Here is a 12538-nt window from a genome sequence, read left to right on the forward strand (position 1 = left end):
GGTGAAGCCGGCCGCCGCCATCTCCGTGGCCCAGGGGGCCAGCGGCCCGACCCGCACCGGCGACGTCGCCTTGGCGGCGAGATCGGGGTTGGTGCGCGCCTGCGTCTGATCGTTCAGCGTCTCGACCGGCGTCGCCGTCTGCGACAGGGCCGGTGTGGCCATCAGGCCGGACCCGAGGGCGAGGAGGCCTGGAAGCGCTCCGCGCGTCAGGCCCGATGCGACACGTGACAAGTTAACGATCATCGCTGTCTCCATCTCAGGTCTGAGCCCAGCCGGCATCGAGACGCCGCACGGTCGCGCGACGGCGATCGGCGACGAGGCCGTCGAAACCCTTCGATCTGGCTGTGGTCACTGGCTGGCCCGGCGTTCTGCGCACCGTCTGGATGCCGGGCCGATCCCCCTTCGCCCGCGATGCGAAGCAGGGCGGCCCAAGGGCAATCGCGGTCAAAACGGGCCCGACATCGACCTAGGGCAAGGTGTCACAGCCATTCCGCCGTCGTCAATGGCCGTTTCTTGTCATTTGTGGCTTTCGCCGAGCATCGGCATTCCTGCAACAGTGGTTCGACGGTCTCGCCGCATCGGGTGCTGGTCGTGTGAGCCTATCGCTCGCTTCAGGATTTGGGGCGACTGCGCGGACAACATAATTCTACTCGCTGAGCGCAGAGGCGTTCTGCACAGTTCCTGGCCTTCCAGCCATCGAACGCGCCTGATCTGCCGCAAGGGCGGGCACAACGCTCGCGGTATGGCGCAACGTTCAGGCAGCGGCGACCCCCGGCCGCCCCTCGTCCGCCGGCTGGCACACGGCTTGCGATGTGGTTTTCGACCGATATGTGGACTTGCTGAGCCGGAGGGTGGGGGATGGATCGCAGGCACTTCTTGCAGGGGCTCGGTGCATTCGCCGCCTGGGCCCAGATCAATCCGGACGTGCTCGTGTCGCCGGCCTTCGCCCAGGCCGGCAAGCCGATGGTCTTCCTGTCGGCGGAGAACATCACGGGCAATTGGGATCCCACCGCCCATACGACACTCTCGCAGAAGAACATCGAAGGCTTCGTGATGGGGTTCCTCACCCGCACGCCGATGCGCCTCGATGATCCGGGCCAGGTGGTCTACGAGCTGGCGACCGAGATCACTCTCCTCGATCCGCACCGCCTGAAGATCACCCTCCGCGACGGCGTGACCTTCCACGACGGGAAGCCGTTCAAGGCGGAGGATGTGAAGGCGACCTTCGAATACGGCGCCCGGTCGGACCGGCCGGCGCAATGGTATCCCGGCCCCACCGAAACGCTGACCGTCACCACCCCGGACGACCGGACGGTCATCGTCGACACCAGCAAGGGCGGCTACCCGGCGCACCTCTTCATTTTCCTCGCTTCGTTCCTGCCGATCATGTCGGCCAAGGACATCGCGGAGGGGCCCGGCGGCGTCCTCACCCGGCGGCTCAACGGCACGGGCCCGTTCCGCTTCGCGGAGCAGCGCGGCAACACCGCTGTGCTCAAGGCCAACGACACTTACTTCAAGGGCAAGCCCGCCATCCCGGGCATCGACTTCACCTTTACGGCGGATTCGACCACGCGGATGCTCTCGCTCATGAACGGGCAGGCCTCCATCGTGGAACGCCTGGAGCCGGAGCAGGTGGAGACGGTCCAGGGCAACCCGAAGATCGCCATCAGTCGGATCGTCTCGGTCGAAAACAAGTACCTGTGGTTCCGCTGCTCGAAGCCGCCGTTCAACGACGTGCGGATGCGTCTGGCGGCCTGCCACGCCATCGACCGGAGCGTGATCCTGGACGTCCTTGGCTCGGCGGGACATGCCTCGGCCAACTTCGTCTCGCCGGTGAAATTCGGCTACATCGACCTGCCGAACTACCCCGCCTACGACCCGGCCAAGACGCAGGATCTGCTGGCGCAGGCGGGTTTCCCCAAGGGCAAGGGCTTGCCGCCCCTCGAATACATCACCTCGGTCGGGTTCTACCCGAAGACCAAGGAATACGGTGAGATCATCACCGCGATGCTGAATGAGCAGGGGTTCCCGGTCAGCCTCACCGTCCTCGAACCGGCCGCCTGGAACGAGCGCCTCTACCACCGCCCCGGCGGAGGCCCAGGCCACATGATCGATTGCGGCTGGTCGACCGGCTCGCCCGAGCCCGACCTCGTTCTGCGCACGCATTTCCACTCGTCCTCGCACCGCATCACGGGCCTGGAGGATGCGGAGGTCGATGCGAGCCTCGACGGTGAGCGCAACGCCCCGACCCTGGAACAGCGCAAGACCATCCTGCAGACGCAGACCATGCCGCTCCTGGCGGCCAAGGCGCCCGCGCTCTCCCTGTTCACCTCGGCGATGATCCACGCCATGCAGGCCGAGCTGAGGGGCCTGTACATCTACCCCGACGGATCCATCGACGCCTCGCGCGGAGCCTAACCGGCCCCGCGCCCCCCGGCGCGTTCGCGAGAACGCATCCGCCAGCGCCACCGCGTCTCACCGATGTTCGTGCTCAGCTTCCTCGCCCGGCGCCTCGCGCAGGGGGCGGTCATCATCTCCCTGGTCTCGCTCCTGATCTTCACGCTGCTGCGCGTGGTGCCGGGGGATCCGGTGCGCCTGATGGTCGGCGGGATGGCGCCGGATTCCCTGGTCGAGAAGATCGCGGCCGAGATGGGCCTGCGCGATCCGATCCTGGTGCAGTTCGGCCGCTATGCCGGCCATGTGGTGCGCGGGGATCTCGGCCACAGCTTCGTGCGCCCGGCGAACGGGGCGGCGACTGGCGGCGCGAACTTCGACGATACGACGCGCGGCGAGCGGGCGGCCGTCGCCGACCTGATCCGCGACGCGCTGCCGATGACGCTGCAGCTCGCGGCGCTGGCGCTGGTCTTCGCCCTGGCGTTCTCCGCCCTCGTCGGCATCGCAGCGGGGCTGAGGCCGGGCGGGGCGGCGGACAAGATCGCCTTCGCGGTCTCCTCGATCTTCATCTCGCTGCCGAACTTCTGGCTGGCGATCGTCCTCGCCCTGCTCTTCTCGGTGAAGCTTGGCTGGCTGCCCGCCATCGGTTACGGCGGCTTCTCCTACACGATCCTCCCGGCCCTCGTGCTGGCGGTCGAACTTTCCCCCGTGCTGATCCGCACCCTGTCCGGCGCCGTGGCCGCGCAGATGAGCGAGAGCTACGTCACCGTCGGCCGCATCCGGGGCCTGTCCGAAACGCGGATCGTGGTGGCGCATGTGCTGCGCAACGCCGCCGTGCCGATGCTCAACCTCCTCGGCGTCCAGTTCTCGGGGCTGCTCGGCGGGGTGATCATCGTCGAGTACATCCTCGATTATCCCGGTCTCGGCCTGCTCACCATTAACGCCGTGCTGCAGCGCGACTTTCCGCTGATCCAGGGCATCGCCATCGTCACCAGCGCGATCTTCGTCGTCATCAACATCGTCGTCGACCTCGCGGCCACGATCATCGATCCGAGGCTCGAATACTGATGGGTCTCGATTCCCTCGTCGCCCTCGGGCCCCGGCCCGCCGAGCCGGAGGCGTCGCGCTCCGTCGGGCGGCGCATCCTCGGGCGCGCCGCCCGCTCCGGCGGCTTCCGCATCGGGCTCGCGATCCTCGCCGTGCTGGCGCTCGCCGCCGCGCTCTACCCGGACCTGAGCGGCATCGACCCGAACAAGATGGACGTGCGCGCCCGCCTGCTGCCCCCACTCTTCGGCGGGGCGCATTGGAGCCTCGCCCATCCCCTCGGGACGGACCAGATCGGGCGGGACATGCTGGTGCGCTGCCTGATCGGCCTGCGCTACTCCTTCCTGATCGGGGTCGCCTCCGTGGCGCTCACCCTCGCCATCGGCTGCACCCTCGGCATGGTCGCGGGCTATTTCGGGGGGCGGACGGACACGGTGGTGATGCGCATCACCGATGCGCAGCTCTCCATCCCGATGATCATCCTCGCCATCGCGGTGCTGGGCGTCTCGCGCCCGACGATTCCCGCGATCATCCTGGTGCTCGGGCTGTCGAACTGGCCGGTCTACGCGCGAGTGATGCGCTCGGTGGTGATGGCCGAGCGCGGGCGGGAATACGTGCGCGCGGCGCAGGTCTCGGGGGCCTCGCACGCGCGCATCGTCGTGAGGCTGCTGGCGCCGCTCCTCGTGCCGCCGCTGCTCTTCGCCTCGGTCCTCGACATCGCGCGGATGATGATCTTCGAATCCACGCTGGGCTTCCTCGGCCTCGGCGTCCAGCCGCCGACGCCGACCTTCGGCAACATCATCGCCGACGGGCGGAAATACCTCCTCAACGCGTGGTGGATCGCCACCATGCCCGGCCTGTTCCTCGGCCTCACCCTCACCGGGATCAACCTGATCGGCGCCTCCTGCGAGCGTGCCCGCAACGCGATCCACGGGGGCGCGTGATGGACGAGGCGCCGATCCTGTCCGTCCGCGACCTCGGCGTCGCCCTCGCCCCTGCCTTCGGCGGGCGGCGGCTCCTCGATGGCATCTCCTTCGACATCGCCCCCCGCGAGATCGTGGGGGTGGTCGGCGCGACGGGCGCGGGCAAGACGGTGCTGGCCAAGGCCGTGGTGAACGGCCTGGACCGGACGCTCTCCGCCAGCGGCACCGTCCGATTCCGGGGCCGGGACATCCTCGGCCTCGACCCTCGCGCCATGCGCCCCCTGCGCCGGGACATCGCCTATGTCGGCGCCAACCCGATGGGCGCCCTCGATCCGACGCTCCCGGTCGGTCGGCAGATCGCCGAGAAGATGCGGGCCGTCACCCCCGGCGTGACGGAGGACGCGGCGCGGCGCCGGGTGATCGCGCTGCTGGAGGCGGTGCGCATCCCCTCCGCCGCGCGGCGCTTCCATGACTATCCGTCGCAATTCTCCGGCGGGATGATGCAGCGCGCCCTGCTGGTCGATGCGATGATCTCGGACCCGGCGCTGCTCGTCGCCGACAACGTCACCCAACCCCTCGACGTCACAGTGGCCGCGCAGGTCATCCGGCTGATGCGGGAGCTGACGGCGCAGTTCCAAACCGCGATCCTCTTCGTGTCGTCCTCCCTGCCGGTCGCCCGCGAGGCGGCGGCGCGGACCCTCGTCATCGATGCCGGCCGCCTCGTGGAGGAGCAGCCGACCGACGCCCTCGTCGCCCGGCCGGTCCACGCCTACACCCGCGAACTGGTCGCGCAGATCCCCACGATCTGGACGGGCGTGCCGGCCCAGCCCCGGTCCCGCGAGGCCGGCGCGGCGCGGCGCCCGATCATCAGCCTCGAGGACGTGTCCCAGACCTACCGGGTGCGCGAACGTGGCACCTTCGCCGGCACGGGCGCATTGCGGGCCGTCCGCAACGTCACCTTCGACATCGCCAAGGGCGACAGCTTCGCGGTGGTCGGCGAGAGCGGCTGCGGGAAATCGACCCTCATGCGCCTGCTGAGCCGGCTCGAACGCCCCAGCGCCGGGCGGATCCTGTGCGAGGGGCAGGACATCGCCCGGCTCTCCGGCGGCGAACTTCTCCGCTTCCGGCGCAAGCTCCAATTGGTGCTGCAGGACCCGTTCGACTCCCTGCCGCCGCGCACGGCCATCGGCGCGATGCTCGAAGCGCCCCTACGCATCCACGGCTGGCGCGACGCCGCCCGGATCCGGGACAAGGTGCGCGCGGTGATGAACGATGTCGGGCTGAGCCCCACCCTCTACGACGCCCTGCCGCTGGGCCTGTCGGCGGGCCAGCGGCAGCGCATCAACGTCGCCCGGGCGATGGTGCTCGATCCCGAGATCCTGCTGATGGACGAGACGCTCTCGGCCCTCGACCAGACCGAACAGTTCCGGCTGCTCGCGCTGTTCGATAAGCTCCAGAGCGCCCACGGGCTCACCTACATCTTCATCAGCCACGACCTCGCGATGGTCCGCAAGGCGTGCAACCGCGTGGCCGTGATGTATCTCGGCGAGGTGGTGGAACTCGCCGACAACGGGCGCCTGTTCTTCGATCCGGGGCATCCCTACACGCGGGCCCTGCTCTCGGCGATGCCGACCCTGGAGGAGCGCCGCTACCGCCCGGAGGATTGCCTCCTCGACGGCGAGCCGCCGAGCCCGATCGACCTGCCGGCCGGCTGCGCCTTCCGCTCGCGCTGTCCGCGGGCCTTCGCCCCCTGCGCCGGGCAGAGCCCCGCTCTCGTCACGCGGGGGGCGGGCGATTTCGCCTCCTGCCACCACGTGCCGGCCCCCGGCGCCGGGTTGGCCCAGGCGGCCGCCATGGGGTCAACAGGAAGAATCCGCAGGACGAATTGCGGCCTGCCGAAGGGCATGCCACCCCCGTCTCGGGGCGCGTCTCAGGTCAAGGGACGTGCAACCCGGGGAGAGGGACGCCGATGAGCATCACCGAGCAGCGCCTGCAATTGATCCTGGCGGAATTGCAGCGCGACGGACGCGTCTCGGTCAACGAATTGTCGGGCCGCCTCGGGATCAGCACCGAGACCGTGCGGCGCGACCTGCGGGACCTCGAAATGCGCGGCCACGCCCGGCGCGTCTATGGCGGGGCGGTGATCGAGCAGAAGAGGGGGGACCAGCCCTTCGAGGACCGGGCCCGGATCGGCATGCGCGAGAAGGCGCGGATCGCCTCGGCCGCCCTCCCCCTCGTGGAGGACGGGATGACCGTCTTCATCGACACCGGCACCACCACCCTTGCCTTCGCGCGGCAGCTCCTCGGCCGGCGGATCTCGATCCATACCAACTCCATCGGCATCGCGGCGATGTTCGCCGACGATCCGCAATCGCAGGTGACGGTGCTCGGCGGGGAGATGAAGCCCCATTACCGGGGCCTGTTCGGCCACCGCACCGTCGCCGCCCTGCGCGAGCACGTCTACGACCTCGCCGTGATGGGGATCGTCACCGTGCACCGCGAGCACGGCTTCATGGATCTCGGCCAGGAGGAGGCGGTCCTGCGCCGCGCCGCCGTGGAGCAGACCCGCCGCTCGGTGATCCTGGCCGACAGCGCGAAGTTCGGGCGCCTCGGCACGATCCGCACCCTCGGTCTCGGCGACGTCGACGTCCTCGTCACCAACGCCCCCCTGCCGGGCGACTTCGCCGACGCCTTCAAACGACTCAATGTGGATGTCCTTCATGCCTGAAACACCGACCGCGCGGATCGACGCCGCTCGCCTCCAGGCGATGATGGAAGCCGTGTCGGCTTTCGGCGGCGGCCGGGACGGATCGATGACCCGCCTCGCCCTCTCGGCGGAGGACGGCGCCGCCCGCGACGGGCTGGCGGCATGGTTCCGCGAGAACGGCTTCGTGCCGCTCGTCGACCGGATCGGCAACCAGTTCGGCCGCCTCGACCTCGCGGGCAACAACGCGCCGACGGTGATGGTCGGCTCCCATCTCGACAGCCAGCCCAATGGCGGCCGCTTCGACGGCGCGCTGGGCGTCGTCGCCGCCTGCGAGGCGATCCGCGCCGTCCGCGAGGGCCTCGCCGCCCTCGGCCAGCAGGCCGCCTGCAACTTCGTCGTGGCCAACTGGACCAACGAGGAGGGCGCCCGGTTCCAGCCGAGCCTGCTCGGCAGCAGCGTCTTCACCGGAGCGGCCGAACTGCCCTGGGCCCTCGAACGCCGGGACGGGAACGGCATCTCGGTCGGGCAGGCCCTCGACGCGATCGGCTATGCCGGCTCCGACACCGTGCGCGTCCCGGACGCCTTCATCGAGTTGCACATCGAGGGCGGCCCGATCCTGGAGCGGGAGGGCCAGCGCGTCGGCGCCTTCACCCGCTACTGGGGCGCCACCAAGTATCGCCTCGCCTTCCTCGGACGGCAGGCCCATACCGGGCCGACCCCGATGGCCGAGCGCCGCGACGCCCTGCTCGCCGCCGCCTACCTGATCGCCGACCTCAAGGACATGGCGGGCGATCACGGCCTCGACCTGCACACCTCGGTCGGGCGGCTCGAAGTCTTCCCGAACTCGCCGAACACCGTCCCGAGCGAGGTGGTCCTGTTCATCGAGTTGCGCTCCGGCTCGCCTCGGATCCTCGAAGAGGCCGAGGCCACGCTGAAGGCGCGCATCGCCGCCGCCTGCGAGCGGGCCGGCGTCGGATCGGAGGTGCGCGCCATCGACCTGCGCCCGGCCGGCGCCATGCATCCCGGCCTCGTCGGCCTCGCGGAGCGGGCCGGGGCCGGTCGCGGGGTCCGGACCCGCCATCTCGATACGATCGGCGGCCACGATGCGATCAGCCTCGCGGCGGTTTGCCCGTCGATCGTGCTGGCCGTGCCCTGCCGGAACGGGGTGATGCATCACCCGACCGAATTCGCCTCGCCCGAGGATCAGGCCTTCGGCACGCAGGTCCTGGCCGACATGCTGATGGCCCTCGCCACGAAGGGGCTCGCGGCCCTCGATGAGGGGGGAGACGGGCGATGAAGGCGACCGGCGCCCCCGACTCCCCCTACGAACATCTCGCGGAGGAGGCGCTGGCCGCGCTCTTCGCCGGGCGGCAGGTCCGCTACGGCGTCGCCTGCCCCGGCGCGGCATCGCCCTCCTATCACGGGGTCGAATCCGCGACCTACCTCGTGGCGGATTCGCCCGGCGCCGAGCCGGCCACGTTCCTCAAGGTCTCGGAGCCCGCCGCCGGAGCGTGGCTCGATCCCGCCGCCGCCTTCCGGGTGGCGACCCGGATCGCCGGCCTCGGCCTCGCTCCCGAACCGCTGCACCTGTCGCCGGACCAGGGGGCGATCCTGTTCCGGCGCCTGGGGCCCGAGTGGCGGCCGGCCACCCTCGACATCCTGCGCAGGCCCGACCGCATGGGCGCGGTGATCGGAGCCTTCGGCCGGATCGCCGAGGGGGAGCCGTTCGGCACCCCGTGGAGCGTGTTCGACGGCATCCGCCGGATGCGCACCCTCCTGGGCGAGGGGGCCGACACGCTGCCGCCGGATGCGTGGTTCCTGTTCGATTGGGGCGAGACCATCGCGGCGGCCCTCGGCGCGGCGGGCACGGATCGGCGGCCCGTCCACGGCGATCCGCACGCCTCCAACCTGCTGTTCGACCCGAACGGGGCCCTCCGCTTCGTCGATTTCGACATGGGCTGCGACGCCGACCCCCATTACCAGCTCGCCGCCTTCCTCAACGAGGCCTGCCAGTTCGAGAGCGACATGCGCCTCGGCATCGAAATTGCCGAGGGGACCTGCCGGCCGGCGGTGTTCAGCCGCTGCCGGGCCTATGGGGCGGCCGACGACCTGTACTGGGGCCTGCGGGCCCTGGTGATGGACAAGGTCTCCCCGCGCCGGAGCCTGGAGTTCCGCAAATACGCGAGCTGGCGGCTCCTGCGCTGCCGGATGCGGGTCACGCGGCCGGATTTCGAGGAAATCCTGAGGAGCCTGTGAGGAGCGCGGCATGATTTCCCTCGGCGCTGCGAGCAACGAAGCCGAACGGGCCTTCGAGGCCACCCTTCGCCGGGTCGCCCCCTGGCAAGGTCGCGATATGCGCTACCGCCCGGTGCTGGGCGGCATCAGCAACATGAACTGGCGCGTCGAGATCGAGGGCGAGGCCTGCGCCTACTTCGTGAAGATGCCGGGCCGGGGCACCGAGATGTTCATCGACCGGGCCGCCGCCCGCGCCGCCAGCCGGCAGGCGGAGGTGATCGGCCTCGGGCCCCGCACCTTCGACTACCTCGACGCCGAGGACGTGGAGATCGCGGAGTTCGTGGATGGCCGCCGCCCGTCCACGAACCGCGACTTCGCCGAGGCGGCCGTCCGCACGCAGGCCATCGGCCTCTACCGCCGCTTCCATGCGGCGCCGCTCCTGCCGCTCACCAAGACCGTGTTCGACATGATCGACGAACACGACCGGCAGGTGGCCGAACTCGGCGCGGCGGTCCCGCCGGATCACGCGTGGCTGGGGCGCCAGACCCGCCTCGCCCGCGCGGCGCTGGAGGCGTCCGGCCTCGACCTCGTGCCCTGCTTCAACGATCCGATGCCGGGCAACTTCCTGCTCGGCGAGGACGGCTCGATCCTGCTGATCGACTTCGAATACGCCTCGAACAACGACCGTCTGTATGACCTCGCGGTGTGGAGCGGCGAGATGTTCTTTTCCGAAGAGATCGACCGCACCCTGATCGAGACGTATTTCGGCCGGTACAGCGAAGCGCTCTTCGCCCGGCTCATGGTGCACAAGGCTCTGGCCGACGTGAAATGGTCGACCTGGGCCATGGTCCAGAACCGGATCTCCGATCTCGACTTCGACTTCTACAAATACGGCATCTGGAAGCACATGCGCGCCCGCTCGATCATGAACGACACCCGCTGGCCCGCCTTCCTGAGGGCGCTCTAGAGCATGGCCGCCCTCCCCTCGCCCGCCGAACTGCTGGCCTTCGCGGAAGACCTCGCCGACTCGGCGCGGCCCGTGGCCATGCGCTACTTCCGCACCGCCCTCGATGTCGTCGCGAAGGCTGATGCGAGCCCGGTCACGCAGGCCGACCGGGCCATCGAAGCCCTCCTCCGGGCGCGCATCGAGGCCCGCTTCCCCGCCCACGGCATCCTCGGCGAGGAGATGGGCCTGAAGCCCGGCGACGGGCCGGTCTGGGTCATCGACCCCATCGACGGCACCAAGAGCTTCGTGACGGGCCTGCCGCTGTTCGGCACCCTGATCGCCCTCATCGACGATGGGCGCCCGGTTGTCGGCGTCATCGATATGCCGGCGCTGGGCGAGCGCTGGACCGGCCGACCCGGTCAGGCTCTGTTCGGCGGCGCCCCCGCCCGGGCCAGCGGCTGCCGCACGCTCGCCGAGGCGCGGTTCTTCACCACCACGCCCGATGGCTTCATGGGCGCGGACGAGGCACGCTACCGCTGCCTCGTGAGCCGGGTCGGCATCCGCCGCTTCTGCGGCGATTGTTATGCCTACGGGCTGCTGGCCTCGGGCCATTGCGATCTCGTCGCCGAGACCGGGCTCCAGCCTTACGATTACCTCGCCCTTGTCCCGGTGATCGAAGCCGCCGGCGGCATCGTCACCGATTGGGACGGCGCCGCCCTGACGCTCGGTTCGGATGGTCGCGTCCTGGCCGCCGCGACGCCCGCGCTGCACGGTGCGGCCCTGGCGATCCTGCGGGATCGCGACATCTGATCCGAACCGTCCGCGCGGAGGCTTCGTCATGGCGTATGCGACGACGATCGAAGGGACGCGCTTCACCTTCCCCGACCTGAAGAGCCTGATGGCCAAGGCGACGCCCGAGCGCTCGGGCGACCAGCTCGCCGGCATCGCCGCCGAGGGGCCGGTGGAGCGACTGGCCGCGCAGATCGCGCTGGCCGACCTGCCCCTCAAGACCTTCCTCGACCAGGAACTGATCCCCTCCGAGGAGGACGAGGTCTCGGACCTCATCGCCCGGCGGCACGACCGCGCGGCCTTCGCGCCGGTCGCCTCGCTCACCGTCGGTGGGTTCCGGGAATGGCTGCTCCGCACCGAGGCGGACGGGCCGGTGCTCGCCGCGCTCTCGCCCGGCCTGACACCGGAGATGGTGGCGGCCGTCTCGAAGATCTGCCGCCTTCAGGACCTCGTGGCCATCGCCGCCAAGCGGCCGGTGGTGACGCGCTTCCGCTCGACCATCGGGCTGCCGGGGCGCCTCTCGACCCGCAACCAGCCGAACCACCCAACCGATTCCTCGGAAGGCATCCTCGTCTCGGCCCTCGACGGGCTGCTGATGGGCTCGGGCGATGCGGTGATCGGCGTGAACCCCGCCACCGACTCGCTGCCGGACTACATCCGCATCGTGGAGTTGCTGGAAACCCTGCGCCTGCGCCTCAACGTGCCGACGCAGCATTGCTGCCTCGGCAACGTCACCGTGGCGATCGAGGCGATGGGGCGGGGGGCGCCGGTCATCTGGTGTTCCAGTCGGTGGCCGGCTCGCAGAAGGCCAATGCCGGGTTCGGGGTCGATCTCGCCGTCCTGCGCGAGGCCGCGCAGGCAGGCCGGGCGCTGGGCCGCTGCCCGGCGGACGGGCGGTTCATGTATTTCGAGACCGGCCAGGGCTCGGCCCTCTCGGCGGACGCCCATTGGGGCGTCGACCAGCAGACGATGGAGGCCCGCGCCTACGCCGTGGCGCGGGAGTTCGATCCGCTCCTCGTCAACACCGTGGTCGGGTTCATCGGGCCGGAATACCTCTATGACGGCAAGCAGATCATCCGCGCCGGGCTGGAGGACCATTTCTGCGGCAAGCTGCTGGGCCTGCCGATGGGGGTGGACGTCTGCTACACCAACCATGCCGACGCCGACGGCGAGGACATGGACGCCCTCCTCACCCTGCTCTGCGCGGCGGGGGTGAACTTCGTCATCACCGTGCCGGGGGCGGACGACGTGATGCTGAACTACCAGTCCCTGTCGCACCACGATGCCGTCTTCGCGCGGCAGACCCTCGGCCGGGCGCCGGCCCCGGAATTCGAGGCGTGGCTCAGGGAGGTCGGTGTCACCGATGCGCGGGAGCTTCTGCGCGGCGGCGCGGGGGACCTGCCCGGCGCCTTCGCGGAAGCCTCCCGACTGCTGCCGGGGAAGGCCGCATGAGCCGGCCGCCCTCCCTGCGGGACCTGCGCTCCCTCACCCAGGCGCGGA

9 protein-coding genes and 1 pseudogene are annotated in these 12538 nt (G+C 70.2%); all 10 read left to right on the plus strand.

All coding sequences use genetic code 11. The features are described 5' to 3' along the window. Window positions 1–858: 858 nt before the first annotated feature. The 10 genes and pseudogenes from MKK52_RS00140 to MKK52_RS00185 all read left to right on the plus strand — a co-directional run bounded on the left by MKK52_RS00140 (window position 859) and on the right by MKK52_RS00185 (window position 12490). Window positions 859–2418, plus strand: a complete 1560-nt coding sequence (locus MKK52_RS00140) for an ABC transporter substrate-binding protein (protein ID WP_243951725.1) — start codon at window positions 859–861, stop codon at window positions 2416–2418. A gap of 63 nt (window positions 2419–2481) precedes the next feature. Then, window positions 2482–3462 carry an ABC transporter permease gene (locus tag MKK52_RS00145; RefSeq protein ID WP_243951726.1) on the plus strand — a complete coding sequence of 327 codons (981 nt, stop codon included), beginning with the start codon at window positions 2482–2484 and terminating at the stop codon, window positions 3460–3462. Then, the gene (locus MKK52_RS00150; RefSeq protein ID WP_243951727.1) at window positions 3462–4382 is read left to right on the plus strand and encodes an ABC transporter permease; all 921 of its coding nucleotides are present in this window, start codon (window positions 3462–3464) and stop codon (window positions 4380–4382) included. The genes MKK52_RS00145 and MKK52_RS00150 overlap by 1 nt, the downstream gene beginning before the upstream one ends. Then, window positions 4382–6334, plus strand: coding sequence for an ABC transporter ATP-binding protein (locus tag MKK52_RS00155; RefSeq protein ID WP_243951728.1), 1953 nt, complete (start codon window positions 4382–4384; stop codon window positions 6332–6334). The genes MKK52_RS00150 and MKK52_RS00155 overlap by 1 nt, the downstream gene beginning before the upstream one ends. Next, entirely contained in the window at window positions 6331–7089 is a 759-nt protein-coding gene (locus MKK52_RS00160; RefSeq protein ID WP_243951729.1) for a DeoR/GlpR family DNA-binding transcription regulator, read from the plus strand. The genes MKK52_RS00155 and MKK52_RS00160 overlap by 4 nt, the downstream gene beginning before the upstream one ends. Further along, window positions 7082–8365 carry a Zn-dependent hydrolase gene (locus MKK52_RS00165; protein ID WP_243951730.1) on the plus strand — a complete coding sequence of 428 codons (1284 nt, stop codon included), beginning with the start codon at window positions 7082–7084 and terminating at the stop codon, window positions 8363–8365. The genes MKK52_RS00160 and MKK52_RS00165 overlap by 8 nt, the downstream gene beginning before the upstream one ends. After that, complete coding sequence (locus MKK52_RS00170) at window positions 8362–9324, plus strand: aminoglycoside phosphotransferase family protein (RefSeq protein ID WP_243951731.1); 963 nt, start codon at window positions 8362–8364, stop codon at window positions 9322–9324. Before MKK52_RS00165 ends, MKK52_RS00170 begins: the two co-directional genes overlap by 4 nt. A gap of 10 nt (window positions 9325–9334) precedes the next feature. Next, a complete protein-coding gene (locus MKK52_RS00175) occupies window positions 9335–10270 on the plus strand; it encodes a phosphotransferase (protein ID WP_243951732.1) in 936 nt (311 codons plus the stop codon). Between the two features lie 3 nt (window positions 10271–10273). Continuing rightward, entirely contained in the window at window positions 10274–11059 is a 786-nt protein-coding gene (gene hisN / locus MKK52_RS00180) for a histidinol-phosphatase (protein ID WP_243951733.1), read from the plus strand. Window positions 11060–11087: 28 nt separating this feature from the next. Beyond that, a pseudogene (locus MKK52_RS00185) lies at window positions 11088–12490 on the plus strand (ethanolamine ammonia-lyase subunit EutB). Window positions 12491–12538: the final 48 nt, after the last annotated feature.

Origin of the sequence: Methylobacterium sp. J-067 (assembly GCF_022829465.1) — a bacterium.
Classification (GTDB): domain Bacteria; phylum Pseudomonadota; class Alphaproteobacteria; order Rhizobiales; family Beijerinckiaceae; genus Methylobacterium; species Methylobacterium litchii.

What these genes read in the sequence shown, in the direction of transcription:
- MKK52_RS00175 (WP_243951732.1), top strand. Translation starts at nt 9,335, where the DNA reads ATGATTTCCCTCGGCGCTGCGAGCAACGAAGCCGAACGGGCCTTCGAG.
- MKK52_RS00170 (WP_243951731.1), top strand. Translation starts at nt 8,362, where the DNA reads ATGAAGGCGACCGGCGCCCCCGACTCCCCCTACGAACATCTCGCGGAG.
- MKK52_RS00140 (WP_243951725.1), top strand. Translation starts at nt 859, where the DNA reads ATGGATCGCAGGCACTTCTTGCAGGGGCTCGGTGCATTCGCCGCCTGG.
- MKK52_RS00160 (WP_243951729.1), top strand. Translation starts at nt 6,331, where the DNA reads ATGAGCATCACCGAGCAGCGCCTGCAATTGATCCTGGCGGAATTGCAG.
- MKK52_RS00165 (WP_243951730.1), top strand. Translation starts at nt 7,082, where the DNA reads ATGCCTGAAACACCGACCGCGCGGATCGACGCCGCTCGCCTCCAGGCG.
- MKK52_RS00155 (WP_243951728.1), top strand. Translation starts at nt 4,382, where the DNA reads ATGGACGAGGCGCCGATCCTGTCCGTCCGCGACCTCGGCGTCGCCCTC.
- hisN (WP_243951733.1), top strand. Translation starts at nt 10,274, where the DNA reads ATGGCCGCCCTCCCCTCGCCCGCCGAACTGCTGGCCTTCGCGGAAGAC.
- MKK52_RS00150 (WP_243951727.1), top strand. Translation starts at nt 3,462, where the DNA reads ATGGGTCTCGATTCCCTCGTCGCCCTCGGGCCCCGGCCCGCCGAGCCG.
- MKK52_RS00145 (WP_243951726.1), top strand. Translation starts at nt 2,482, where the DNA reads ATGTTCGTGCTCAGCTTCCTCGCCCGGCGCCTCGCGCAGGGGGCGGTC.